At 69.0% G+C, this 23326-nt stretch carries 24 protein-coding genes; 7 read left to right on the top strand and 17 right to left on the bottom strand.

Features of this window, described 5'->3' with window-relative positions; all coding sequences use genetic code 11:
* Position 1 precedes the first annotated feature (1 nt).
* The 8 genes from ASF57_RS00320 to ASF57_RS00285 all read right to left on the bottom strand — a co-directional run bounded on the left by ASF57_RS00320 (position 2) and on the right by ASF57_RS00285 (position 6266).
* Positions 2-340, bottom strand: a complete 339-nt coding sequence (locus ASF57_RS00320; RefSeq protein ID WP_056189868.1) for a hypothetical protein — start codon at positions 338-340, stop codon at positions 2-4.
* Positions 341-398: 58 nt separating this feature from the next.
* Positions 399-770, bottom strand: coding sequence for a tRNA-binding protein (locus ASF57_RS00315; protein ID WP_056478800.1), 372 nt, complete (start codon positions 768-770; stop codon positions 399-401).
* Positions 771-776: 6 nt separating this feature from the next.
* Positions 777-1601 carry an FTR1 family protein gene (locus tag ASF57_RS00310; RefSeq protein WP_056478796.1) on the bottom strand — a complete coding sequence of 275 codons (825 nt, stop codon included), beginning with the start codon at positions 1599-1601 and terminating at the stop codon, positions 777-779.
* Positions 1602-1647: 46 nt separating this feature from the next.
* Positions 1648-3075, bottom strand: coding sequence for a 4Fe-4S binding protein (locus ASF57_RS00305; protein ID WP_056478793.1), 1428 nt, complete (start codon positions 3073-3075; stop codon positions 1648-1650).
* Positions 3076-3241: 166 nt separating this feature from the next.
* The gene (locus ASF57_RS00300; protein ID WP_056478790.1) at positions 3242-3580 is read right to left on the bottom strand and encodes a cupredoxin domain-containing protein; all 339 of its coding nucleotides are present in this window, start codon (positions 3578-3580) and stop codon (positions 3242-3244) included.
* A gap of 5 nt (positions 3581-3585) precedes the next feature.
* Positions 3586-4158, bottom strand: coding sequence for an iron transporter (locus ASF57_RS00295; protein WP_056478787.1), 573 nt, complete (start codon positions 4156-4158; stop codon positions 3586-3588).
* Positions 4159-4355: 197 nt separating this feature from the next.
* Positions 4356-5729 carry an MATE family efflux transporter gene (locus ASF57_RS00290; protein WP_056478784.1) on the bottom strand — a complete coding sequence of 458 codons (1374 nt, stop codon included), beginning with the start codon at positions 5727-5729 and terminating at the stop codon, positions 4356-4358.
* 63 nt (positions 5730-5792) lie between these two features.
* Positions 5793-6266, bottom strand: coding sequence for a DUF971 domain-containing protein (locus ASF57_RS00285; RefSeq protein WP_056189848.1), 474 nt, complete (start codon positions 6264-6266; stop codon positions 5793-5795).
* Between the two features lie 160 nt (positions 6267-6426).
* Here ASF57_RS00285 and moaA point away from each other — a divergent pair, with 160 nt between their 5' ends.
* Positions 6427-7464, top strand: a complete 1038-nt coding sequence (moaA, locus tag ASF57_RS00280; protein ID WP_056478781.1) for a GTP 3',8-cyclase MoaA — start codon at positions 6427-6429, stop codon at positions 7462-7464.
* Between the two features lie 76 nt (positions 7465-7540).
* Positions 7541-8407, top strand: coding sequence for an NAD(P)-dependent oxidoreductase (locus ASF57_RS00275; protein ID WP_056480059.1), 867 nt, complete (start codon positions 7541-7543; stop codon positions 8405-8407).
* Here ASF57_RS00275 and miaA read toward each other — a convergent pair.
* Complete coding sequence (gene miaA, locus ASF57_RS00270; protein WP_244476751.1) at positions 8385-9347, bottom strand: tRNA (adenosine(37)-N6)-dimethylallyltransferase MiaA; 963 nt, start codon at positions 9345-9347, stop codon at positions 8385-8387. The two genes, ASF57_RS00275 and miaA, sit on opposite strands and share 23 nt — an antisense overlap.
* Before the next feature lie 19 nt (positions 9348-9366).
* On the opposite strand from miaA, the gene serB reads away from it, so the two are divergent.
* Positions 9367-10263 (top strand): phosphoserine phosphatase SerB, encoded by an 897-nt coding sequence (gene serB, locus ASF57_RS00265; protein ID WP_056478778.1) that lies wholly within the window; start codon positions 9367-9369, stop codon positions 10261-10263.
* Between the two features lie 174 nt (positions 10264-10437).
* Here the strand turns inward: serB and ASF57_RS00260 are convergent, their stop codons facing one another.
* From ASF57_RS00260 to ASF57_RS24255, 6 genes are all read right to left on the bottom strand, one after another.
* The gene (locus tag ASF57_RS00260) at positions 10438-11979 is read right to left on the bottom strand and encodes a DegQ family serine endoprotease (RefSeq protein WP_056478775.1); all 1542 of its coding nucleotides are present in this window, start codon (positions 11977-11979) and stop codon (positions 10438-10440) included.
* A 133-nt stretch (positions 11980-12112) separates the two neighbouring features.
* Positions 12113-13075, bottom strand: coding sequence for a protease modulator HflC (locus ASF57_RS00255; protein WP_056478770.1), 963 nt, complete (start codon positions 13073-13075; stop codon positions 12113-12115).
* Positions 13072-14244 carry an FtsH protease activity modulator HflK gene (gene hflK / locus ASF57_RS00250; RefSeq protein WP_056189837.1) on the bottom strand — a complete coding sequence of 391 codons (1173 nt, stop codon included), beginning with the start codon at positions 14242-14244 and terminating at the stop codon, positions 13072-13074. Before hflK ends, ASF57_RS00255 begins: the two co-directional genes overlap by 4 nt.
* A 275-nt stretch (positions 14245-14519) precedes the next feature.
* Positions 14520-15017 (bottom strand): dihydrofolate reductase, encoded by a 498-nt coding sequence (locus tag ASF57_RS00245; RefSeq protein WP_056478767.1) that lies wholly within the window; start codon positions 15015-15017, stop codon positions 14520-14522.
* Positions 15017-15811: a thymidylate synthase gene (locus ASF57_RS00240; protein ID WP_056478764.1), complete on the bottom strand. Its 795-nt coding sequence runs from the start codon at positions 15809-15811 to the stop codon at positions 15017-15019. Before ASF57_RS00240 ends, ASF57_RS00245 begins: the two co-directional genes overlap by 1 nt.
* 94 nt (positions 15812-15905) lie before the next feature.
* Positions 15906-16763, bottom strand: a complete 858-nt coding sequence (locus ASF57_RS24255; RefSeq protein WP_244476750.1) for a CPBP family intramembrane glutamic endopeptidase — start codon at positions 16761-16763, stop codon at positions 15906-15908.
* Positions 16764-17164: 401 nt separating this feature from the next.
* On the opposite strand from ASF57_RS24255, the gene ASF57_RS00230 reads away from it, so the two are divergent.
* The gene (locus ASF57_RS00230) at positions 17165-17830 is read left to right on the top strand and encodes an SspB family protein (RefSeq protein WP_056478761.1); all 666 of its coding nucleotides are present in this window, start codon (positions 17165-17167) and stop codon (positions 17828-17830) included.
* A gap of 208 nt (positions 17831-18038) precedes the next feature.
* On the opposite strand, the gene ASF57_RS00225 is transcribed toward ASF57_RS00230, so the two are convergent.
* Positions 18039-19472 carry a cytochrome P450 gene (locus ASF57_RS00225; protein ID WP_082503599.1) on the bottom strand — a complete coding sequence of 478 codons (1434 nt, stop codon included), beginning with the start codon at positions 19470-19472 and terminating at the stop codon, positions 18039-18041.
* A 156-nt stretch (positions 19473-19628) separates the two neighbouring features.
* Here ASF57_RS00225 and fumC point away from each other — a divergent pair, with 156 nt between their 5' ends.
* The 3 genes from fumC (at position 19629) to ASF57_RS00210 (ending at position 21869) form a co-directional block, all read left to right on the top strand.
* The gene (fumC, locus tag ASF57_RS00220) at positions 19629-21041 is read left to right on the top strand and encodes a class II fumarate hydratase (RefSeq protein WP_056478758.1); all 1413 of its coding nucleotides are present in this window, start codon (positions 19629-19631) and stop codon (positions 21039-21041) included.
* A gap of 14 nt (positions 21042-21055) precedes the next feature.
* Positions 21056-21247 (top strand): DUF4169 family protein, encoded by a 192-nt coding sequence (locus ASF57_RS00215; RefSeq protein ID WP_056480043.1) that lies wholly within the window; start codon positions 21056-21058, stop codon positions 21245-21247.
* Between the two features lie 400 nt (positions 21248-21647).
* Complete coding sequence (locus tag ASF57_RS00210) at positions 21648-21869, top strand: ribbon-helix-helix domain-containing protein (protein ID WP_056478755.1); 222 nt, start codon at positions 21648-21650, stop codon at positions 21867-21869.
* 45 nt (positions 21870-21914) lie between these two features.
* On the opposite strand, the gene ASF57_RS00205 is transcribed toward ASF57_RS00210, so the two are convergent.
* Complete coding sequence (locus ASF57_RS00205) at positions 21915-23297, bottom strand: heterodisulfide reductase-related iron-sulfur binding cluster (RefSeq protein ID WP_056189818.1); 1383 nt, start codon at positions 23295-23297, stop codon at positions 21915-21917.
* Positions 23298-23326 lie beyond the last annotated feature (29 nt).

The following is a 23326-nucleotide window of genomic DNA, read 5'->3' as shown; positions in this document are numbered from 1 at the left end:
GTCAGTGACGAAGCGGGGCCGTGAGGCTGAAGATCACCGTATAGTCCGGGTTCTCGACCACCGGATCCTCGGGCGAAAGCTGGTACGAACCGGGATCGGCCGGCTCGATGGCCTCCAGGATCGGCACCATCGTGAACGACGCGGCGCCGTCGAAGGGCTGGATCGTGATTCCGGCCTCGGCATCCACCGTCTCGACCCGGCCGAAGACCTGCTGGCGGCGGATCAGGGTTCCATCGTGGTCGAGATAGGTGACGCCGACGAACAGCGTGGCGCCGACCAGTTCGGCAGCGAACCCGTCGTCCCACTCGATGCCGGATTCGTCGTCGTCGCGGTCGCTCATCGGACAGGGATGGCGAAAAACCGCGCTCCGGGCAAGCGGCCCTCCGAACGCTTTGTCCTCAGAACAGGCGGCTGCCGTCCGGCACCGGCTGATCGGGGCGGAACAGCACCACGGCACCGTCGGCATCGGCGAAACCGAGGGTCAGCACCTCCGACAGGAACCTGCCGATCTGGCGGGGCGGAAAGTTCACCACGGCGGCGACCTGCCGGCCGGGCAGATCCTCGGCCGGGTAATGCTCGGTGATCTGGGCGCTCGAGCGCTTCCGGCCGATCACCGGCCCGAAATCGATGACGAGCTTGAGGGCGGGCTTGCGCGCCTCCGGGAATGGCTCGGCCGAGACGACCGTCCCGACGCGGATGTCGACCGCCAGGAAGGCGTCGAAACCGATGGCCGGGCTGGCCGGCGCGTCGGGGGCGTGGCTGACGTGCATCGGCGGTCAGGCGGTGCGGAGCTGGCGGCGCTTGCCGGCAGAGGACACCTGCATCAGCGCGACCATGACCAGAATGGTGCCGAGATAGACCAGCACCTGCATGGCGCTCGGCCGGTCGGTGTAGCCGACCAGGGCGTGGAGCACGCGGCCGACCATGCTGTCCTCGCGCAGGACAGAGGAGGTGTTCCACAGTGGCCGGTCGAGCACGGTGATCAGACCCGCATTGGTGAGGAACTGCGCGGCCTGGGCGGCGAGCCCGGCGGCGAGCAGGACGATGAGGCCGCTCGTCACCGAGAAGACGTAGCGGGTCGGGATCGCCGCGAGGCCGAAATAGCTCACCGCGGAGGTGGCGGCGCCGACCGCGACGCCGGCCAAGGCGCCGAACTGGATGTCGTACCCGGAGGTGCCGGAAGCGACGAGTCCGTAGAGGAACAGCACGAGTTCGGCGCCCTCGCGCAGGATGGCGGCGCCGACCACCAGGGCGAGGCCGGCGGCGGTGCTCTGACCGGTGCGGACCGCCTCGCTGGCCGCGCGCAGCTCGCCGGCCAGTTCGCGCCCGTGCTTAGCCATCCAGGTGTTGTGCCAGATCAGCATCAGCACGGCGACGATGAGCACGGCGGCGTTCAGGATTTCCTGGCCGGCGCCCTCGAAGGCATCGGAGATCCTTTCGGCGAACAGGGCCACCAGGGCCGCGCCCGCGAGGCCGCCGACCACGCCGAGGCCGATCCAGCGGCCGCGCCCGGCGATGCCGCGCGTCGCCGCGAGCACGATGCCGATGATGAGGCCCGCCTCGATGACTTCGCGGAAGGCGATGACGAAGGCTCCGATCATGCGGAGGATTCCTTATGTGTTGGCACGCGCGACCGAACCGGTCGCCCTACCAGATCCAGAACAGCAGCGCCCAGCCGTAGACCGAGAGCGAGCAGGCCGCCGCGATGCCGAGGGTCGCGCCGAGGCGGCGCAGCCCCCCGGCCGAGAGGCCCGCCACCGACCAGGCGAGCCAGACACTCCACAGGCTGGTACCCAGAAGGAGCGCGGCCCTCATTTCCGAGACGTAGGGAATGTGGATGCCGTCGCCGCGCAGGAACGTCACCGTCAGGGCCGAGAGGCCGAGGAAGACGCCGCAGCCCGCCACCGGGATCAGCGTCTGGGTGAGATGGTGGAAGCGACGCAGGGACCAGCCGCCGAGCGACAGGGTCGCGAGCCCGACCAGGGCCGACAGCGAGACGCCCAGCACGACCGCGGCGGCGGCGATGTAGCCCAGCAGCAGCCCGCCATCGAGCAGGCTGAGCACGTCGTTGTGCTCGGGGTAGTTGGTCAGGATGAACCAGGGCAGCGTGGTCTCGAGGGGCCAGGTGAGGCCGTGCTCGATCAACCAGGTGGCGAGCGCTTGCTTGGCGTCGATGTACCAGGGGCTCGACGACCACTGGAAGGCGCCGACCGCGAGGCCCATCATGCCGAACAGGATCAGCACGGTCTGGTCCAGGCTCGGCTCGGAGCCGGCCACGTGGACGATCTCGTGGGTGGGCGAGCGCCGCGCGAGGCGCACGGCGCCGCGATAGCCGGAGCAGCGCCCGCACATATGGCAGGCGCCGGCGCCGTTCATGGTCTTCACCGGCACCAGGGGCGCGCAGTTGAAGCTCTCGCTTTTCTGGTTCGGGGATGATTTCGGTTTCGGCGAGGTGGCCCAGGCGGCGTGGTCGACCTGGAAGCTCACCGGCGCCAGCTTGGCCAGCACCGCGAAGACCCCGTTGACGGGACAGAGATAGCGGCACCAGACTCGCTTGTTGCGGCCGTAGAGCAGCCCGACGACGATCGCCGCCACGGTGGAGCCGCCGAGCACCGCCAGCACCGGCTTCGGATAGCCGTAGACGCTGACCATCTGGCCGTAGACCGTGGTGCCGGCGAAGGCCACGAAGGGCCAGCCGCCCCAGGTGATCCAGCGCGGCACGGCGCGCCCCAGGCTCCAGCGACTGGCGAATTCCGTCAGGGCGCCCTCGGGGCAGAGAATGCCGCACCAGGCCCGTCCGACCACCACCATGCTGACCAGCACGAAGGGCCACCAGATGCCCCAGAAGGCGAATTGGGCGAAGACCGTGAGATTGTTCCAGAGATGGGCGCTGCGATCGGGCAGCGGCAGGAAGGCCGGCACGGCGACCAGCACGAGGTAGACCGCCACCACGCCCCACTGGATGGTGCGGATGGTGCCGCCATGGCGCTGCAGCCACTGCCCGAGATCGGCGAGCTTCGCGTCGATCCAGGCATCTCGGGCGTCGCGCGGCGTGAGGGAAGTCGAGGCCGCCATTCCGGTTCGATTCACCAGGGGTTCTGTGCCGGGGTCGGAGTTCGCCAGGGTCGGAGTTCGCCAGGGTCGGAGTTCGCCGGGGTCGGAGTTCGCCGGGATTAGAGTTCAACGTCGAAGCGGCCCCCGGAGGCTCACTTCGTCACGCGCTTCAGGGGGGTGGAGCGATTCACTTCGCCACCAGGGTCGCTTTCGCGTTCGGATGGAAGTCGTCGAACACGTCGTAGGTGCCGGGATCGACGGTGCGGAACACGATGGACGAGGTCGCCCCCGCCGCCAGCGCCTTCTCGCGCTTCAGTTCCAGGCTCTCGAACTCCACCGGACTGGTACCCGTGTTGGTGATCTCGAGCTTGAAACGGGTATTGGCCGGAACCTCGATGACGTTCGGGGTGATGGCCCCATCCTTCATCTCGACCTTGATGACCGGCAGATCCTCGGCCCGCGCCGGGGCGGTGGCGAGGAGGCCGGCCGCGAGGGCTGCGAAAACGGTTCGGTGCAGAACGGCCATGGGGCTCAATAGGCTCCCTTCTTGCCGATTCCCGCGAAGGTGAAATCCTGAATCAGGTCGAACGGCTTGAACCATTCGGCGACGCCGGTCTCCTTGTCGACGTGGCGACCGAAATGGCTGTTGGCGCCGGGCGGGGCCACGGTCAGCTTCAGGCGGTAGCGCCCGGGGCCGGACAGCTTGACGTTGTCACCGTAATGCGGGCCGTCATTGGCGACCATCGGCATCAGCGAACCGGCGACCTTCGGCCCGGTGGCGGCCTCGCCCTCGAGCTTGGTGATCTCGAAATTCACCACCAGGGCGGGGACCCAGTCACCCTCGGCGAAGCCGTTGCGGTTGTCCTTGGCGGCATGGATGTCCGCCTCCAGGTGGATGTCGGACTGCGCGGCGGCGCGCATCATGTCCGGCGGGTCCATCTCGATCGGCTGCAGGTAGACGGCGCCGACCTCGATCCCGTTCTGGGTCACGTGGGGACCGATCGGCGTCTCCTTCGCCTCGGCGCGCCCGCTGAACGCGGCGCCTCCGACAATCAGGGTGGCGGCCAAGGTGGCGGGGAGAAGGGAGGAAAGAATCTTGCGCATCGTGGCTAGCGCGTAGACCAGCGAACATAACAAGCAAAGAGGCTTTTTCGTCACGTTCCTTAATCAGAACCATTCCAAACTGAGGCAGAGCATGAACAGGCAAGTAGATCGATGATGATCCGACAGTTCATACCCGCTTCGTATGTGTCCAAAGCCTATCCGTACGAAGGGAATTCAACCCGCATCGCGAAATGGTGTCAGGCCGGCGTGAAATCCGACACGCGTTTATCCAGAGGCATCGCGTCGCGCCCGGCGAAGGTCCGGCGCACCAGTCCAGGATAGGCCAGCGCCTGGCTGATCCCGCGCCCGGCCAGGAGAATCAGGAACGAGAGCCACAGCCCGCCATTGCCGAGGCCGGCCGCGTGGGCGGTCAACAGGGCGACTCCGTAGAGCGCGCTCGCTGCGAGCATCAGGTTGCGCATGGCCCGCGTCCAGGTGGCGCCGATATAGATGCCGTCGAAGGCGAAGGGCACGGCCGCCATCAGGGGCGCCAGGGCCGCCGGCAGCAGGTAGAGCCGGGCCATGGCCCGCACCTCCGGGCTGGTGGTCACCGCGTCGATGAAGAGGTTGCCGGCCAGAAGAAAGCCGACCGCGATGGCGCCACCGAAGGCCAGGCACCAGAGCAGGCTCAAGGCGGCGGCGCGGCGAAACCGAGCCTCGTCCCGGGCGCCCACGGCCTGCCCGCACAGGGTCTCGGCGGCGGTGGCGAACCCGTCGAGAAAGAAGCCGCCGATCATGAAGAGATTCCACAGGACGGCGTTGGCGGCGAGCACCACGTCGCCCGAGCGTGCGCCGAGCGCGGAGAACAGGGTGATGCAGCCGACCAGCAGCAGGGTCCGGATCATCACGTCGGCATTGACGCTGAGCATCCGGGCCAGCGCCAGGGGATCGCGCACCACCCGGAACGGCACCGCGAAGGGGCGCGAGCCGAGCCGGGCCAGCAGGATCAGGCCGAGACCCGCGCCGGCCGCCTCGGCGATCAGGGTGGCGAGCCCGGCCCCGGCCACGCTCATGTCCGCCCCGAGGACGAACGCCAGGGTGAGCGCGATGTTGGTGAGATTGATGGCGACCTGCAGCATCAGGCCGAGATCGGTCCGCCCGCGCCCCAGCACCGAACCGAGAATGGCATAATTCGCTAGGGTGAAGGGCGCGGCGAAGATGCGGATGTGGAAGTAGGCCGACAGGCCGGCGATCACCGCCGGGCTGGCGCCGCTGAGGGAGAAGGCGGCCCGGCCGATCGGCCCCTGCAGCGCCACGATCGCCAGGCCGACGAGCACAGCCGCCGCCAGGGCGCGGGCCAGCGTGCGGTCCACCTCGGCCGCATCGCGGGCGCCCACCGCCTGCGCGGTCAGTCCGGCGGTGGCCATGCGCAGCGAACCGAACGACCAGAAGATCGCGTCGAAGATCACGGCCCCCAGCGCCATCGCCCCGAGGAGCGCCGCGTCGCCCAGGCGGCCGATCACCGTGGCGCCGACGAAGCCGAGCAGCGGCGTCGTGACGTTGGCGAGCGTCATCGGAAGCGCGAGCGCGAGGACGCGCCGGCTCGTCGCCGGCTGAGTCGAGGGCGTCATGCGGACGGCATCATCGGACGGCTTTCGGGGTCGGCTTTCGGGATCGGGGCGCGGATCAGGCGGTCAGTGGCAACCGCAGCCGCTGCCGCAGCTTCCGCTCCCCTCGCTCGAGGGCGCGGCCGGCTTCGGAGCCCGGCGCACGGGTTCGCGGCTGAGGCCCCGGTCCTGCAATTCGGACAGGTAGGTCGCCCAGCGGTTCCGGTACTCGCGCCCGAGATCGTAGAGGTAGCCCCAGCCGAACAGGCCGGTATCGTGCATGTCGTCGAAGGTCAGCTTCACCGCGTAGTTGCCGATGGGCTCGACCTTGAGGATCGCCACGTCCTGCTTGCCGCCGATGACCTTGCGCTCGGAGGGCGAGTGCCCCTGGACCTCGGCCGACGGGCTCGACACCCGCAGGTACTCCGCCGGCAGGGCGAAGCGACCGCCATCCTCGAAGGCGACGTTCAGGGTGCGTTTATCGCCCGAGAGGCGGATCTCGGTCGGCCAGCGCTCGGGAGCGGCCGGGGCCGCATGCGGGTCGACAGCCTGTTGATTCATGGTCGCATCCTTCCGCCGGGTCGCCCGACTGCCTTGCACGGGTGCTGCGCCCCGCGCAAACTTGCCCCCGGCCGTACGAACCCTCATATGTCTCGTCATGTTAGGATCGTCACGCGACCGCGCCAACGTTTCCGCACCCCAACAGAGCACAGAATCCCGCATGTGGGGTCCCCGCGCCACCGACGATGCCGCTCCGATCGCGCCAGCGCCGCTGATCGACCCGTTTCAACGGGCGATTACCTATCTGCGGATTTCGGTGACCGACCGCTGCGATCTGCGTTGCGTCTACTGCATGTCCGACGACATGCAGTTTCTGCCGAAGCGCGACCTGCTGTCTCTGGAAGAACTGGACCGGCTTTGCGCCGTTTTTATCCAGCGCGGCGTCAGAAAGTTGCGCATCACCGGCGGCGAACCGCTGGTGCGCCGCGACATCATGCATCTCTTCCGGCGCCTGTCCCGCCATCTCGATACGGGCGCCCTCGAAGAGCTGACGATGACGACGAACGGCACCCAACTCGGCCGCTTCGCACCGGAGCTGGCCGATCTCGGCGTGCGCCGCGTCAACGTCTCCCTCGATACCCTCGACCCCGAGAAATTCCGCGCGGTGACCCGCCGGGGCGACCTCAAGGTGGTGCTCGACGGCATCGAGACGGCCCGCAAGGCCGGCATCAAGATCAAGATCAACGCCGTGGCGCTGAAGGGCGTCAACGAGGACGAGATCGCCGACATGATCGCCTGGGCCCATGGCGACGGCATGGACATGACCCTCATCGAGGTCATGCCGCTCGGCGAGATCGAGGGCGACCGCACCGACCAGTTCCTGCCCCTTTCGGTGGCGCGCGCCCGGCTCGAACAGCGCTACACCATGACGCCCCTGCCCGACCGCACCGGCGGCCCGGCCCGCTATGTCCGCATCGCCGAGACCGGCGGTCGCCTCGGCTTCATCACGCCGCTGACCCATAATTTCTGCGAGAGCTGCAATCGCGTCCGCCTCACCTGCACCGGCAAGCTCTATATGTGCCTCGGCCAGGAGGACGCGGCGGATCTGCGCGCGGCCCTGCGCGCTTCCCCCGACGACGCCCTGGTGACCCAGGCGGTGATCGACGCCATCGCGCGCAAGCCCAAGGGCCACGACTTCGTCATCGAGCGGGCGCGCCCGGCCGCCGTGCCGCGCCACATGAGCGTCACCGGCGGATAAGCGTTCGCGAACGTTTGACGCTCGCCAGCATCGCTCCTAGACCCCGATCGTATTCAGGATACAAACGGGGATGATGATGGCGAAGGTCGCGTTTCTGGGGCTCGGCGTGATGGGCGGCCCGATGGCCCGCCACCTCGCCGCCAAGGGCCACGAGGTCACGGTCTACAACCGCACCACCGCCAAGGCCGAGGCCTGGGTCGCCGCGCAGGGCGGCGCCTTCGCCGCCACCCCGCGCGAGGCCGCCAAGGGCCAGGCCATCGTGTTCGCCTGCGTCGGCAACGACGCCGATCTGCGCAGCGTCACCCTCGGCGACGATGGCGCCTTCGCCGGCATGGAGCCGGGCGCGATCTTCGTCGACCACACCACCGCCTCGGCCGAGGTCGCCCGCGAACTCGCCGATGCCGCCAAGACCGCCGGCCTCGGCTTCATCGATGCGCCCGTCTCGGGCGGACAGGCCGGGGCCGAGAACGCGGCGCTCACCGTGATGTGCGGCGGCGAGCCTGAGACCTACGCGAAGGTCGAATCCGCGATTCTGTGCTTTGCCCGCGCCAGCCGCCTGATGGGTCCGTCGGGCTCCGGCCAACTCACCAAGATGGTCAACCAGATCGCCATCGCGGGCCTCGTCCAGGGCCTGTCCGAGGCGGTGCACTTCGCCAAGCGGGCGGACCTCGATGTCGAGGCCGTGCTGGAGGTCATCTCGAAAGGCGCCGCCGGCTCCTGGCAGATGGAGAACCGCGGCAAGACCATGAACGCGGGCACGTTCGATTTCGGCTTCGCCGTCGACTGGATGCGCAAGGATCTCGGCATCCTGCTCGCCGAAGCCCGCCGCAACGGCGCGCAATTGCCCGTCACTGCCCTCGTCGACCAGTTCTACGCCGACGTACAGGCCATGGGGGGCAATCGCTGGGACACTTCGTCCCTCATCGCACGCCTGGAGACGTGAGCAGCGCCCGCGCCCGCCCGAGAGCCTCCTCGGGTGGGGTCCAGAGCCAGTCGGCCCCCATCTGGTGGCGGAACCAGGTGAACTGCCGCTTGGCATAGCGCCGGGTGTCGCCCTGCCCGCGCCGGATCGCCTCCTCACGGGTCAGCGCGCCGTCGAGATGGGCGATCAGGCCCGGCACGCCGTGGGCGCGCATGATCGGCAGCATCGGGTCGAGGCGGCGGTCGCGCAGGGCCGCGACCTCGTCGAGCGCCCCCCCGGCGATCATCGCCTCGAACCGCCTATCGATGGCTCGCCGCAGGGTCTCGCGCTCGGGCGCCAGGAACAGCTTGAGCAGGGGCAGGCCGGCGAGCGGTCCGGGTTGGCGTGCCCCGTGAAAATCGGCGATGGGCCGGCCGGTGGCCGCGAAGACCTCCAGGGCGCGCATCACCCGCGCCCGGTCGCTGGGGCGAAGCCCGAGCGCGCCGGCCGGATCGCAGAGCGCGAGTTCGGCATGCAGGTCTTCGGTCGCCCGTCCCTCGGCCCGGGCCCGCACGGCCGACCGGACCGCATCCGGCACCGGGGGCAGCTCGGACAGCCCCTCCTCCAGCGCCCGGAAATACAGGCCGGTGCCGCCGACGAAGACCGGCGGGCGGCCCTCGCCGCGCAGCGATTTGATCAGCGGCTCGGCCTCGCGGGCGAAGTGTCCGGCCGAGTAGTTCTCCGCTCCGTCGACGTGGCCGTAGAGCCGGTGCGGGGCCAGCGCTTCCTCCTCCGCGCTCGGGCGGGCGGACAGGCGGCGCAGATCGGCATAGACCTGCATCGAGTCGGTGTTGATCACCACCCCGTCGAGATCGCGCGCGAGCGCCAGCGCCAGGCCCGACTTGCCCGAGGCGGTCGGCCCTGCGATGAGGATCGCCGCCGGCAGAACCTGCGCGTGTGGGCGTTGTAGGACCGGCGACACTGGCGTGGAAAGCTCCCGGATGACCCTCGTCGCGATCCTGATAGCAAACGAGAGCCGCCCCGCCATCACCGATGCGGTGCTGGCCGAGACCCGCGCGGTGATGCGCACCGAACATCAGCCCCGCATCCTGCACGGCGAGGTCGCCGCCGAGGTGCTGCTGCCGGGCGCGCCCGCCGATGCGCCGGCCCTGGCCCGGCGCCTGCGCGCGGCCCTGGCCTCCGAGCCGATCGACGTGGCGGTGATCGAGGCCGGCCCGCACCGGCGCAAGCGCCTGTTCCTGGCCGACATGGATTCGACCATGATCGAGCAGGAATGCATCGACGAACTCGCCGAGACCATCGGCCTCAAGGATCGCGTCGCGGCGATCACCGAGCGGGCGATGCAGGGTGAGATCGCGTTCGGCCCGGCCCTGCGCGAGCGGGTCGCGCTCCTGCGCGACGTGCCCGTGGGCCGGATCGATGCGCTGATCGCCGAGCGCATCACACTCACGCCCGGCGGCCGCACGCTGGTGCAGACCATGAAGGCGCACGGCACCCACACCTGCCTGATCTCGGGCGGCTTCACCCTGTTCACCGGACCGGTCTCTGCGCAGATCGGGTTCGACGAGGCCCACGCCACCACCCTCGGCGTACGGGACGGGCACCTCACCGGCGAGGTGATCGAGCCGATCGTCGACAAGGAGACGAAGCGTGCGACGCTGATCAACCTTCGCACGCGCTTCGGTCTCGATCGGTCCGAGACCCTTGCGGTGGGCGACGGCGCCAACGACCTCGACATGCTGCACGAGGCGGGCCTCGGCGTCGCCTTCCGGGCCAAGCCGAAGGTGGCCGCCGCCGCCCAGGTCCGCATCGACCATGGCGACCTGACGGCGCTACTGTATCTGCAGGGCTATGCGTCGGCCGAGTTCGTGGGCTGAGCGCAGCGGGCACCGCTCCGTCATTCCGGGGTCGCCTTCGGCGCCCCGGAATGACGGTGTAATGCCATCGACAATCGCCCTTCCCCTAACAGGGAGGGGAAGCGCTCCCCTGGACAAGACAAAACCGCCGCCCTCTCGGGCGGCGGCTTGGTATCCACAGAGTCGTTTCGACGATCAGTCGATCCCAAGCGCCACGAAGCGGACGTCACCGCTCGCGCTGGCGACCAGGAGCAGGACGGACTTGCGGCCGTCCTTCTTGAGCTGGTCGATGCGCTTGGTCACGTCGGCTGGGGCGCTGACCGCCTCCTGGCCGACCTCGACGATGACTTCGCCGGGCTTGATCTGCTTGTCGGCCGCCGTCGAGTTCGGGTCGACGCGGGTGACGAGCACGCCCTTCAGGCTGTCCTTCAGGCTGAAGCGCTTGCGCGCCTCGTCGGTGATGCCGGACAGGTTGAGCCCGAGCACCTGACGGACGGCGCTCTCCGCCTCGGGCTGCTTGACGCTGGCGAGCGTCGGCTTCTCCGTATCCTCCAGGCGGCCCAGGGTGACGGACTTCGTCGTCTCGGCGCCCTTGCGGATGACCAGCACGTCCACCGTCTTGCCGACCGGCGTCGAGGCGACGATGCGCGGCAGGTCGCTCGACGACTTCACGGCCGTGCCGTTGAACTTGACGATGACGTCGCCGATCTCGAGACCCGCCGCCTTGGCGGGGCCCTTCTCGTCGACGCCGGCCACGAGCGCGCCTTTGACGCCGTCCTTCATGTCGAGGGCCTCGGCCGTCGTCTCGTCAACGTTTTGGATACGGACGCCGAGCCAGCCGCGACGGACCTCCCCGAACTCCCGCAGCTGGTCGATGACCTGCGCGGCGTTGTTCGAGGGCACCGCGAAGCCGATCCCGACCGAGCCGCCGGTGGGCGACAGGATGGCGGTGTTGATGCCGATGACTTCACCGTTCATGTTGAACAGCGGTCCGCCGGAATTGCCCTTGTTGATGGCCGCATCCGTCTGGATGTAGTTGTCGTACGGGCCGGATTCGATGTTGCGGCCGCGCGCCGAGACGATGCCGGCCGAGACCGAGCCACCGAGGCCGAACGGGTTGCCGATGGCGATGACCCAGTCGCCCGGGCGCATCTTCTCCGAATCACCGAACGGGACCGCCTTCAGGGGCTTGTTCGGCTCCGGCTTCACCCGCAGCACCGCCAGATCGATCTTGGCATCCTTGCCGATGATCTCGGCCTTCAGCTTGGTGCCGTTGTGGAGGATGACCTGGATGTCGTTGGCGTCGCCGATGACGTGGTTGTTGGTCACCACGATGCCGGAGGCATCGATGATGAAGCCCGAGCCGAGGGAATTCGACTTGCGCTGCTGCGGCTTCGGCCGGTCGGCCTCGCTGCGGTCGCCGCCGCCGCCACGCTGACCGCGCTTGTTGAAGAATTCCTCGAACAGGTCCTCGAACGGCGTGCCCTGCGGCAGCTGGGGACCCGAGCGGGTGTTGGGTCGGGCGTCGACGGTGGTCGAGGCCGAGATGTTCACCACCGCGTCGGTGACCTGATCGGCGAGATCGGCCAGCGATTCCGGTCCCTTGGCGTAGGCGGGGGCGGCGAGGCCCATGACCGAGACGGAGGTCGCCAGCGTGGCGGCCATCAGGACCGAGCGCAGGCTGCAGTGGAGCGCTCGGGAACGGGGCGCCCGGACGGCGCTCGCAACGGGGACCATGGTCGACCTCATCTCTCTCGGGACGCTCTTAGATCGTCCCCACCGTCCGCCGATCAAGAGTCCGGCGGCGGACCAAAGGCCGCCGCCGGACATGTCGTACCAGGGTCGTTTCGGCAGGATCACGTCACCCGCTTCAGCGGGTGGCGCCCGTCGAACCGGTGGTACCGGGCTCGGCCGGAGCGCGGGTGCGTGCTGCCGGGCTCGCCGGGGTCCTGCCCTGCGGATCGCTGAAGTAGCGGAAGAAGTCCGAGGACGGGCTGATCACCAATCGGGTGTCGGAGCCCTTCAGACCGGTCTCATAGGCCTGCATCGAGCGGAAGAAGCTGAAGAAGCCCGCGTCCTTGCCGTAGGCTTCCGCCAGGATGCGGTTCTTGTCCGCGTCGCCCTGACCACGCAGGGTCTCGGCGGTCTGGTTGGCCTCCGAGAGCAGCACCGTCACGTCACGGTCCGCCTTGGCCTTGATGGTGACCGCCGCCTGCTCGCCGGTGGCGCGGATGTCGGCCGCCTCACGCTGGCGCTCCGTCGTCATGCGCTTGTAGACCGCCGAGCTGTTCTGAGCCGGCAGATCGACGCGGGTCATGCGCAGATCGACGATCTCGACGCCGAGCTCCTTCGCCTGCCGGTTCACGTCGGCCTGGATCTGGTTCATCAGCTCGGCGCGCTGCGTCCGCACGATGGCGTCACGGGTGGAGCGGGCGAGCAGGTTGCGCAGGGCCGAGTTGGTGAAGCTCGCCAGCAGGGTGTTGGCGCGGGCGATGTTGTTGGCCGACTGGTAGAACTTCAGCGGATCGATGATCCGGTAGCGCGCGAAGGCGTCCACCTCGAGGTTCTGGCGGTCGGTGGTGAGCAGGGTCTGGACCGGCAGATCGAGGTCGAGCACCCGCTTGTCGAACAGCACCACGTTCTCGAGGAACGGAAGCTTGAAGTAGAGGCCGGGCTTGTCGGTGCCGGTCTGGTTCAGGACGGCGCGGACGCCGCCGAAGCGCAGCACCAGGGCCTGCTGCATCTGGCCGACGGTGAAGACCGACGCGTAGAGGCCGACCACCAGGGCGGCGGCGGCGATCATCAGGCCGGTGCGGAGGGTCTGATTGTTCATCGGGCCACTCCACCGGCAGCGTTGCGGGGACCGAACTCGGTCAGCGGAAGCACCGGCAGGACGCCGGCGGCGCTGGCGCCCGTACCGGCGCCGGCCCCGTTCTGATCGATGATCACCTTGTTGACCGAGCCCAGGACCCGCTCCATCGTTTCGAGGAAGATGCGCTCGCGGCTGATCACCGGGGCGACCTTGTAGGACTCGTAGACCTGCGTGAAGCGGGCGGCCTGACCGGTCGCGTCGGCGGTCGACTGCGTCTTGTAGGCTTCCGCCGCCTGGATGATCTTCTGCGCCTCACCCTTGGCGAGCGGCACCTTCTGGCTCTCGTAGGTCCGCGCGTCGTTCTTGGCGCGCTCGGCATCCTGCTGCGCCGCGTTCACGTCGAAGAAGGCGGGCCGCACTTCCGGCGGAGGCTGGACACTGACGAGCTGGACGAGTTCGATGCGTACACCGGCGCCGTATTCGTCGAGGGCCTTCTGGGTGATCTCCCGGACCTCCTGGGCGACGCTCGACTGTTCGTTGGTCAGGATCGGCTGGATGTTGCGCCGGCCGACGACCTCGCGCATCGCGCTCTCGGCGATGGCCTTGATCGTGCCCTCGGGGTTCTCGAGGTTGAAGACGAAGTCGGACGCCTTCAGGGGGTTGATCCGCCACTGCACTTCGAAGTCGAGGTCGACGATGTTCTCGTCACCCGTGAGCATCAGGCTCTCCTCGGGCTTGTCGACGGTGCGGGTCTGGTTGCCGAAGCCGGCGCGGTAGCCGATCTGCACGCTGTTGACCTGACCGACATTCGGCTTGGTCACGGCGCCGATCGGGGCCGGGAAGTTGTAGTTCAGGCCCTGGCCGGTGGTGCTGAGATAGCGACCGAACACCGTCTCGATGCCGACCTGCTGGGGTGCCACGGTGTAGAACCCGGTGAGAAGCCAGCCCGCGACCAGGAGGCCGCCGATCACCAGCAGGCCGCGCCCGCCACCGAAGGACCCGCCGGGGAGCACGCCGCGCAGCCGGTCCTGGCTGCGGCGCAGCAGGTCCTCGAGGTCGGGTGGGGTCTTGCCGCCACCGCCGCCGCCATTCCCCCACGGGCCACCCCCGCCGCCATTGCCGCCGCCGCCTCGGCCCCAGGGCCCTCCCCCGTTGCCGCTACCGCCGCCGCTCTGATTGCTCCAAGGCATGCTCGCCGATCTCTCCTGTTCCAGCAGCGTCTGCGCCGCGCACGAAGCCCACCCGCGCTCTCCGTCCCGGCCTCCTCAGGAGGCGGGCCGGATCTCCCCCGCGTGGACAAGAGTATTGATCTCGTCGTGACCCGACCCTGGCACCTGCCTGGGCGCACCGAATCCTGTCAAGATTGCCACTTGGGCATCGGACCGCCGAAAGACAACCGCATGGGAACCCGATGCGCAATGGGTCGCGCCGGAATGGTTTACGGGACCGGCCTGCGTCGCGTCCCTCACCCGGCTCGCTCCAGATCGACGAAGCTGAAGCCGCAGGCGTCATGCTCCCCCGGCGGATGGGCCTCGCGGTGGGTCTCGCGATAGCGCGCGCGATCGAAGGTCGGGAACACCGTATCGCCCTCCGGCGCCAGATCGACCTCGGTGAGGTGGATGCGGTCGGCATGCGGCAGCGCCAGCGCGTAGATCTCGCCGCCGCCGGCCACCATCAGCTCGTCCGCGCCCTCGGCCGCCGCGAGCGCGCCCGTCCAGTCATGGGCGACGGCGACGTCCGGCGCCGCGAAGCCGGTATCCCGGGTCAGCACGATGGTGCGCCGCCCGGGCAATGGACGACCGATCGACGCGAAGGTCTTGCGCCCCATCAGGAGGGGCTTGCCCATGGTCAGGGCCTTGAACCGGCGCAGGTCGCTGCGCAGGCGCCAGATCAGGTCGTTGTCGCGGCCGATGATGCCGTTGCGGGCGACCGCCGCGATGAGGGTGATGCGGGGCACGGCCATCAGACCGCCACCGGAGCGCGGATGGCGGCATGCGGCGCATAGCCCTCCACGGCGATGTCCTCGAAGCGGAAGTCGGACAGCGCGGTCACGGCGGGGTTGAGTACGAGCCGGGGCAGCCGGCGATGCTCGCGCGTGAGCTGCAGCCGGGCCTGCTCCAGGTGGTTCACGTAGAGGTGCGCATCGCCGAGGGTGTGGATGAAATCGCCGGGGATCAACCCGGACACCTGCGCGATCATCGCGGTGAGGAGGGCGTAGCTGGCGATGTTGAAGGGCACGCCCAGGAACACGTCGGCCGAGCGCTGGTAGAGCTGGCACGAGAGGCGCCCCTCCGCCACGTAGAACTGGAACAGGCAGTGGCACGGCGCCAGGGCCATCCGGTCGAGATCGGCCGGGTTCCAGGCGGAGACGATGAGGCGGCGCGAATCCGGGTTGCGGCGGATCTCGTCGAGCACCCAGGCGATCTGGTCGACGCTGCCGCCGTCGGGTTTCACCCAGGACCGCCATTGCTGGCCGTAGACCGGGCCGAGGTCGCCGTTCGCGTCGGCCCATTCATCCCAGATGCTGACGCCGTTGGCCTGGAGCGCCCGCACGTTGGTATTGCCGGTGAGGAACCATAGCAATTCGTGGATGATCGAGCGCAGGTGGAGCTGCTTCGTCGTGACCAGGGGAAAGCCCTGCCCGAGGTCGAAGCGCATCTGGTGCCCGAACACCGAGAGCGTGCCGGTACCGGTCCGGTCGTCCTTGCGCACCCCCTCCCGGAGGATGCGTTCGAGAAGCTGGTGATAGGCGTGCATCGCGGCTCCGGGGCGGGGCGCTTGGAATACCTCGTCGCGCCGGAGCTGGCGAGATCGGCAACCGGCGCGTCAACACCTTCATGCCGGCGCCCGCTCAGCCGATGGCCGGCCCGAGCACATACAGGATCATCGCGAAGTTGCTCCAGGCGTGGAGCACGATGCCGGGCCACAGCCGGCCGCTGCGCCAGCGCACCCAGCCGAGCATCAGGGCGAGCGGGATCAGGGAGACCGGCCGGGCGAAGCCGGCGGGCGTGAGATGGGCGCCGGCGAACAGCAGCGCCGTCACCAGGATGGCGCCTGGCGGGGCGAAGTGTTCGCGCGCACGAGCGAACAAAGCACCCCGCATCAGCAACTCCTCGGCCAGCGGCGCCAGCACCAGCACGTAGGTGAACCACAGGGCCGCCGCCCCGGCGGTCAGGCTCGGGGACAGCGACGTGTGCCGGCCGATCGGCATCCGGAACAGCTCCGCGCTGCCGGTCACCCAGGTGATGTGGATCAGCGGCCAGGCCAGCAGGATCAGGGCGAAGCGCCCGGGCGACAGGCCGGGCGCGCCCCAGGGCGGCGGTCCCGGTGGCGCAAGCGCCAGGGTCCGCCGCCAGGCGGCGCCGTGGCGCCAGCGCACCGCCCCGACGACGAGGACGGCCAGGATCACCTGGCGGATCACGTCGAGGGCCAGCTCCCGCATGGCGACCTGTCGCGGATGCAGGCGCGGCCGCTCCCCGCCGAAGGGCGCCACGCCGTCGAGCCAGTCGCCGCCGACCCGCACGATCACCAGGGCGAGGACGCTCGCCGCCACCAGCGCGAGGCACGCCGCGAAGGCCAGACCGACGACGGCCCGCGCGCGGCCCAGAACGGTCCGGCCGGGGAACGCACGCGCCCCAGGAGGCTCGGTCGTTGCCTGGATGACATCCGCCCGCGCTTCGGGCAGCGGCGCCCCATCATCGGGCTTCAAAAGCGGCGGCACTCCCACTATAATCAAAGTGTTGGCCGAGAGGCTCGGCGAGGACGGAAATCCGGCATCGCCGGGTCGGGTTTCGCGGTCGGGCGAATGGTGCGACCGGAGGGTAACCCGGCAGCGCCTCTCCGGACCACGGGCTTTTGGACGCAAGGACCCGAGGCTCGACAGGCCGCAGGTTTTGGCGGAAGCTCGGACGCGCGGCAGATCACGGCGCAGGCCGCGATGTCCTGGACCGAGATGTCCTGTTTCGTCCGGGAGAGATCCTGTCGGCCCCGAGCCGTTCAGGCGAGGTTCTGGGAGGGCCGGGCACCGGCGCTCCCCATCGATTTTCATCCGACCCGGGGCGCCCTCACGGCGCGCGACGGCGGGCAGTGACCGGGCATAAGCGACCGCAGATGGCAGACGACCTGATCCGCTACGATCTCCTGGTGCAGGACGCCCTGCGCGGCGTGGTGCGCAAGGTGCTGACCGACGCGGCCCGCGAGGGCCTCGCGGGCGAGCACCACTTCTACGTCTCGTTCCGCACCGAGGCGCCGGGCGTGCGGATGTCGCAGCGCCTGCGCGAAAAATACCCGCAGGACATGACCATCGTGCTCCAGCACCAGTTCTGGGACCTCGGCGTCAACGAGCACACCTTCGAGGTGGGCCTGTCCTTCTCGGGCGTTCCCGAGCGGCTGCTCGTGCCTTTCGACGCCCTGACGGGCTTCTTCGATCCCTCCGTGCAGTTCGGGCTGAAATTCGACCTGACCGAAGGCACGGAAGAGATGGCCGCAGAGGCGATCGACGACGAGTCGGCGGCCGACAATGGCAAGGGCGCACCGCGCGGCGCCGCCTCGGAGCCCACCGAGATGAAGCCGAAGAGCACCGGCCTCGCCACCATCGGCAGCACCGTGCCGAAGCTGATCCCGGCGGCCCCCGGCACCGCCGCGGCGACGGCCAAGGCCGATTCGGACGCGAAGCCGGCCGCCAAGAAATCCGAGGACGGCGCCAAGAAGTCCGAGGACGGCCAGGAAACCAGCGCCGAGGTCGTCAGCCTGGACGCCTTCCGCAAGAAGAGCTGACGGGACGAAAATTTCGGGGTTGAAGATCTCAGGGATGAAGATCTCCGGGATCAAGAGCCGAGAGGCCGCCTGATCACCCCGTCATCCCGGGGCCGCGCAGCGGAACCCGGGATCCAGAAACACGGGTGGCCCAAGGTCTTCCTCGGTCGGCGCCCCGGAACGACAGCGCGCGACGATCTGCGCGTGTCCCACCTCCGTCGTCCCGGCCTCACCCCCGCGGGTGCACCGTCATGTGCAGCCCGTGCTCCGGCCGCAGGGTCACGCGATGGAGCGGGGTCACCGGCGCGTGGTCGTCGGCGAGCGTAAAACGGGCGGCACGGGTGATGTGAGCCAGCACCACCACGGCTTCCTGCACCGAGAAGCTCTGGCCGATGCAGACGCGGGGACCCGCCCCGAACGGCAGGTAGGCGAAGCGCGGGATCGCCGCGCGGGCTTCGGGCAGGAAGCGCTCGGGCATGAACGCTTCCGGCTCCGGCCACAGGGTCTTGTGGCGGTGGAGCACGTAGGGCGCCACCATCACCAGGGAGCCCTTGGGGATCTTGATCCGGCCGATGCGATCCTCCGCGATGGCCTGGCGGCTCAGGAACGGCACCGGCGGAAACAACCGCATGGTCTCCTCCATCACCGCCCGGGTAAAGGGCAGCGCGTCGGCATCGAAATCCTGGTCCGCCGGGACGGCATCGACCTCCGCCTCGACCCGGGCCTTGGCGGCCGGGTCCTGCGACAGGCAGTACAGCGCCCAGGTCAGGGCGTTCGCCGTGGTCTCATGACCGGCGGCGATGAAGGTGACGATGTTGGCCTTGACCTCCAGGTCGGTCAGCCCCCTGCCCGTCTCCGGGTCCTGCGCCTTGAGCAGCAGCGTCAGCAGGTCGTCGGGCGCCGCCCCTTTGGCGATCCAGGCGCGGCGGCGGTCGATCAGTTCATCCACCACTTCGGCGAAGAACCGGATCGCGGGGCGTGCCCGCAGGCGACCGATGCGCGGCACGAAGCCCGGCACCCCGAACACGTCGAGGGGATCGATCGGCCCGACCGATTCGAGGAAGCGGGTGATCGCCCGGCCCAGCGCATCGGGATCGCTGGCGAGGCCGTGGGTGAAGATCGTCCGCTCCAGCACGTCGAGGGTGACGCGGGTCATCTCCAGCGCCACGTCGATGCGGGTGCCGTCGCGGCGCGCCAGTCGGCGGGCCATGCGGGCGCCGGCCGCGTTCATCGGCGCGTTGAAGCCGAGCACGTGCCGGGCGGAGAAGATCGGCGCCAGGGTGCGGCGCTGGAGCTTCCACTCGTCGCCCTCGGCGGTGAGCAATCCGTTGCCGAGCCCGGGGGCGAGGACGCGCCGCTGCAGGTCGTCCTTGCGATAATTGGCGGCGTTCTCGACGTAGAGGTAGCGGATCAGGGCCGGGTCGCTGACCACCGTGACACGCCCGAGAGCGCCGTCGGCGGCCACCACCGGTTTCTCGAAATGGACGTCGAGCCAGGTGGTGAGGGGGTTGGCGCGCGCCGCCTTCAGGAATCCGAACAGGCCCGGCTGCTGGCGCAACGGCTTGGGCACCGCCGGCCGGAAGCGGATCGGGGCTTCAGAAAGGACCTCGGCTTGGGAAGAGACCTGGGCTTGGGGGGAGACCTGGGCGGCGGCAGGCGACATCGAGGACAACTCCGGGCCCGGCGAAGGGCTGGCAGGGTATGGCTGGGGAGCCATGACATTTCGGCGCCGGGCACACGGCCCGCTCGCGATGCGGCATCGCGGTTTGCTGGCGTGCAGTTTAAGTAGGGTCCGGATTGATCAGACGAAGAGGCCACGATGTCGCCCACCGAGACGCCCGCCACCCGCACCGAGTCCGACACCTTCGGCCCGATCGAGGTCCCGGCGCATCGCTACTGGGGTGCGCAGACGCAGCGCTCGATCCAGAATTTCAAGATCGGCACCGAGAAGATGCCGGCGCCCCTCGTCCACGCGCTCGGCATGGTCAAGCAGGCAGCCGCCCTGGTCAACCAGGACCTCGGTGCCCTCGACCCGAAGGTGGCCCAGGCCGTCGCGGCCTCGGCGGCCGAGGTGGTCTCCGGCGAGCACGACCAGGAATTTCCCCTGGCGGTCTGGCAGACGGGATCCGGCACCCAGTCGAACATGAATGCCAACGAGGTCATCGCCAGCCTTGCCAACGAGCTGCTCGGCGGCAAGCGCGGCGGCAAGTCGCCGGTCCACCCCAACGACCACGTCAATCGCGGCCAGTCGTCCAACGACGTGTTCCCGACCGCCATGCACATCGCGGTCTCGCGCGAGATCAACGACCGGCTGCTGCCGGCCCTGCAGCACCTGCACGACGCCCTTCAGGCGAAGTCGGAGGCGTTCGCCTCCATCGTCAAGATCGGCCGCACCCACCTGCAGGACGCGACCCCGGTCTCCCTCGGCCAGGAATTTTCCGGCTACGTCGCGCAGGTGGCTTTGGGCACCGAGCGCGTGAAGGCGACGCTGCCCGGCGTGCTGGCTTTGGCCCAGGGCGGCACGGCGGTCGGCACCGGCCTCAACGCGCATCCCGACTTCGCCGAGAAGTTCGCCGCGAAGGTCGCCGAGCTGACCGGCCTGCCCTTCACCTCGGCCGCCAACAAGTTCGAGGCCCTGGCGACCCACGACGCCCTGGTGTTCACCCAAGGGGCGCTCACGGCCCTGGCCTCGGGCCTGTTCAAGATCGCACAGGACATCCGCTTCCTCGGCTCCGGCCCGCGCTCGGGCCTCGGCGAGCTGTCGCTGCCGGAGAACGAGCCGGGTTCGTCGATCATGCCCGGCAAGGTCAACCCGACCCAGTGCGAGGCCCTGACGATGGTCTGCGCCCAGGTGATCGGCAACGGCACCACCGTGAGCTTCGCCGGCAGCCAGGGCAATTTCGAGCTGAACGTGTTCAAGCCCGTCATCGCCAACGCGGTGCTGCAGTCGATCCGCATCCTCGCCGACGCGGCGGTGAGCTTCACCGACAATTGCGTCGTCGGCATCAAGGCCAACGAGGACAAGATCGCCGACCTGATGAGCCGCTCGCTGATGCTGGTCACGGCGCTCGCGCCCTCGATCGGCTATGACAAGGCCGCCGAGATCGCCAAGACCGCGCACAAGAACGGCACCACCCTGAAGGAGGAGGCCCTGCGCCTCGGCTACGTCACGGCGGAGGCGTTCGAGCGCGTGGTGCGCCCCGAGACGATGCTGGCGCCCAGCGCCGAATGAGGGAGACCACCGGCATGGCGGAGATCATCAACCTGCGCCAGGCCCGCAAGGACCGGGCGCGGGGGGAACGGGAGGCGAAGGCGGCGGACAATCGCATCGCCTTCGGTCGCCCGAAGAAGGCCAAGACCCTGGCCGAGGCCAAGAAGGCCATCGAGGTCTCGCGCCACGAGGGGCACAAATTGGTGGGGCCGGATTCGGAGGAGTGATGCGAGGAGAATGGTTCTCGTATTCCGCAAAGCTTCGGGATTCCACTTCGAGACAAGTGCGCGCCGCACACCCCCACGGCGGGACAATCCCATCGGTTCCTCTGCACGCCGAAGAACCTCGTGGAGCACCCCGTCATCCCGGGGCCGCGCACCGGAGCCCGGGATCCAGAAACACGGGTGGTGCAGAACGTTACACCGTCGGTGGCTTTGGATTCCGGGCTCGCCTACGGCGCCCCGGAATGACGGCGCGGTGCCGTCTGCGATGGCTCTGCCGTCCCTTGCTCCACACGCTTGACGGATGTTGGGTAAGCCCGAAATCAGCCGAGGAGAGTGACTGGCTCTCAGGGACAAGGGGCCATTTCAGGAAGCCCGTCACACCATCAGGGAGGGTTTGCTGGCGATGACCACCGGGGTCACCAAGCGCTCCGTGATGATCGCCGGCCATCGCACCAGCGTATCCCTGGAGGACCCGTTCTGGGAGGCGCTGCGCAGGATCGCGGCCGCGCGCGGCCAGTCGGTCCAGGCCCTGATCGGCACCATCGACGCCAGCCGCGACGGCCAGAATCTGTCATCGGCGATTCGGGTGTTCGTGCTGGCCGAGGTCGGACGCCGCGTGCCGTAAGCGCATCGCCCGCCGATCTTGCGATCTGCTCCCGCGGCGACCTGCCTATTCCGCCGCCAGCAGCGCCCGTTCGCGGATCCCCTCCAAGGCCGCCGGCTTCGGGCCGCCGGTGGCCCAGTCGAGCAGTTCCGCCGTGTGGACGATCGGGATCGCCGTGCCCTTCCCGATCTGGGTGGCGCAGCCGATGTTGCCGGTGGCGATGACGTCGGGGCGCATGCGCTCGATGTTGGCGACCTTGCGGTCGCGCAGGCGGTTCGCGATCTCGGGCTGAAGGATGTTGTAGGTTCCGGCCGAGCCGCAGCAGATATGGCCCTCGGGCACGTCCTTCACGGTGAAGCCCGCCGTCTTCAGCAGGTTCTTGGGCTCGGTGCGGATGCCCTGGCCGTGCTGCATCGAGCAGGCCGAGTGGTAGGCGACCACGAGGTCGGTCTCCACGATCGGGGGCATCAGGCCGATGGCGGCCACGTACTCCGTGACGTCCTTGGCAATCGCCGAAACCCGCTTCGCCTTTTCGGCATAGGTCGGGTCGTCGCGGAACATGAAGCCGTAATCCTTGATCGTCGTGCCGCAACCGGAGGCGGTGACCAGGATCGCGTCGAGGCCGGCGCCGTCCATTTCGGCGATCCAGGCGTCGATGGTGCGCTTGGCCTGGGCATGCGACGCGTCGGCCTTGCCCATGTGGTGGGTCAGGGCACCGCAGCAGCCCTCCCCCGCGGCCTGGACCACCTCGACCCCGTGCCGAGTCAGAAGGCGGATCGCCGCCTCGTTGAAATCGGGACGCAGCACGCTCTGGGCGCATCCCCGCAGCAGCGCGACGCGACCTCGACGCGACGGCGTGGCATACCCATGCAACGCATCGCTGGCCTCGAGGGCTCGCGTATCGGCCGGGAAGGTGCCCGGACGGTCGGTGGGGTTGCGGTTCGGCAGTTGCGCCGGGGCGAGGTCCAGCATCGCCGCGAGGCGGTTGCCGACGCGCGGCAGGCGCGCCACCAGGGGCCGGAACGGCGCCCCGATCTTCGCCCCCAGGAGCGCCAGCCGGAAGCGATTCGGATAGGGCAGGACGAAGGCCAGGACGGCGCGGAGCAGTCGGTCGCTCAGCGGACGCCGATAGGTTTCCTCAATATGCGCTCGGGCATGATCGACAAGGTGCATGTAATGCACCCCCGATGGGCATGTCGTCATGCAGGACAGACAGGACAAACACCGGTCGACGTGCTTGACCACCTCCGGCACGGCCGGCTTTCCACCTTCCAGCATATCCTTGATCAGGTAGATCCGCCCCCGCGGAGAATCGAGTTCATCACCGAGCAGGAGGTAAGTCGGGCAAGTCGCGGTGCAGAACCCGCAATGAACGCAGGTCCGCAGGATCTTCTCGGACGCCGCCATGGCCGGATCGGCGAGCTGCGTCAGGCTGAAATTGGTCTGCACGGCGTGTCCTCGGATCCACCCTCGCGCCG

Source organism: Methylobacterium sp. Leaf117 (assembly GCF_001422985.1).
In the GTDB taxonomy this organism is placed as follows: Bacteria; Pseudomonadota; Alphaproteobacteria; order Rhizobiales; family Beijerinckiaceae; genus Methylobacterium.
Note: the sequence above shows the minus strand (reverse complement) of the source record. Positions and strands in the feature narration are given on the sequence as shown.

Excerpts from the sequence above, each read along its gene's own strand:
- ASF57_RS00230 (WP_056478761.1), top strand. The coding sequence starts at position 17,165 with ATGGCAGACGACCTGATCCGCTACGATCTCCTGGTGCAGGACGCCCTG.
- ASF57_RS00245 (WP_056478767.1), bottom strand. The coding sequence starts at position 15,017 with ATGGCCGTGCCCCGCATCACCCTCATCGCGGCGGTCGCCCGCAACGGC.
- ASF57_RS00305 (WP_056478793.1), bottom strand. The coding sequence starts at position 3,075 with ATGGCGGCCTCGACTTCCCTCACGCCGCGCGACGCCCGAGATGCCTGG.
- ASF57_RS00320 (WP_056189868.1), bottom strand. The coding sequence starts at position 340 with ATGAGCGACCGCGACGACGACGAATCCGGCATCGAGTGGGACGACGGG.
- ASF57_RS00260 (WP_056478775.1), bottom strand. The coding sequence starts at position 11,979 with ATGGTCCCCGTTGCGAGCGCCGTCCGGGCGCCCCGTTCCCGAGCGCTC.
- fumC (WP_056478758.1), top strand. The coding sequence starts at position 19,629 with ATGTCGCCCACCGAGACGCCCGCCACCCGCACCGAGTCCGACACCTTC.
- hflK (WP_056189837.1), bottom strand. The coding sequence starts at position 14,244 with ATGCCTTGGAGCAATCAGAGCGGCGGCGGTAGCGGCAACGGGGGAGGG.
- moaA (WP_056478781.1), top strand. The coding sequence starts at position 6,427 with ATGTGGGGTCCCCGCGCCACCGACGATGCCGCTCCGATCGCGCCAGCG.
- ASF57_RS00275 (WP_056480059.1), top strand. The coding sequence starts at position 7,541 with ATGGCGAAGGTCGCGTTTCTGGGGCTCGGCGTGATGGGCGGCCCGATG.
- ASF57_RS00285 (WP_056189848.1), bottom strand. The coding sequence starts at position 6,266 with ATGAATCAACAGGCTGTCGACCCGCATGCGGCCCCGGCCGCTCCCGAG.
- serB (WP_056478778.1), top strand. The coding sequence starts at position 9,367 with ATGACCCTCGTCGCGATCCTGATAGCAAACGAGAGCCGCCCCGCCATC.
- ASF57_RS00240 (WP_056478764.1), bottom strand. The coding sequence starts at position 15,811 with ATGCACGCCTATCACCAGCTTCTCGAACGCATCCTCCGGGAGGGGGTG.
- ASF57_RS00225 (WP_082503599.1), bottom strand. The coding sequence starts at position 19,472 with ATGTCGCCTGCCGCCGCCCAGGTCTCCCCCCAAGCCCAGGTCTCTTCC.
- ASF57_RS00315 (WP_056478800.1), bottom strand. The coding sequence starts at position 770 with ATGCACGTCAGCCACGCCCCCGACGCGCCGGCCAGCCCGGCCATCGGT.
- ASF57_RS00310 (WP_056478796.1), bottom strand. The coding sequence starts at position 1,601 with ATGATCGGAGCCTTCGTCATCGCCTTCCGCGAAGTCATCGAGGCGGGC.
- ASF57_RS00290 (WP_056478784.1), bottom strand. The coding sequence starts at position 5,729 with ATGACGCCCTCGACTCAGCCGGCGACGAGCCGGCGCGTCCTCGCGCTC.
- ASF57_RS00255 (WP_056478770.1), bottom strand. The coding sequence starts at position 13,075 with ATGAACAATCAGACCCTCCGCACCGGCCTGATGATCGCCGCCGCCGCC.
- ASF57_RS00300 (WP_056478790.1), bottom strand. The coding sequence starts at position 3,580 with ATGGCCGTTCTGCACCGAACCGTTTTCGCAGCCCTCGCGGCCGGCCTC.
- ASF57_RS00215 (WP_056480043.1), top strand. The coding sequence starts at position 21,056 with ATGGCGGAGATCATCAACCTGCGCCAGGCCCGCAAGGACCGGGCGCGG.
- ASF57_RS00210 (WP_056478755.1), top strand. The coding sequence starts at position 21,648 with ATGACCACCGGGGTCACCAAGCGCTCCGTGATGATCGCCGGCCATCGC.
- ASF57_RS00295 (WP_056478787.1), bottom strand. The coding sequence starts at position 4,158 with ATGCGCAAGATTCTTTCCTCCCTTCTCCCCGCCACCTTGGCCGCCACC.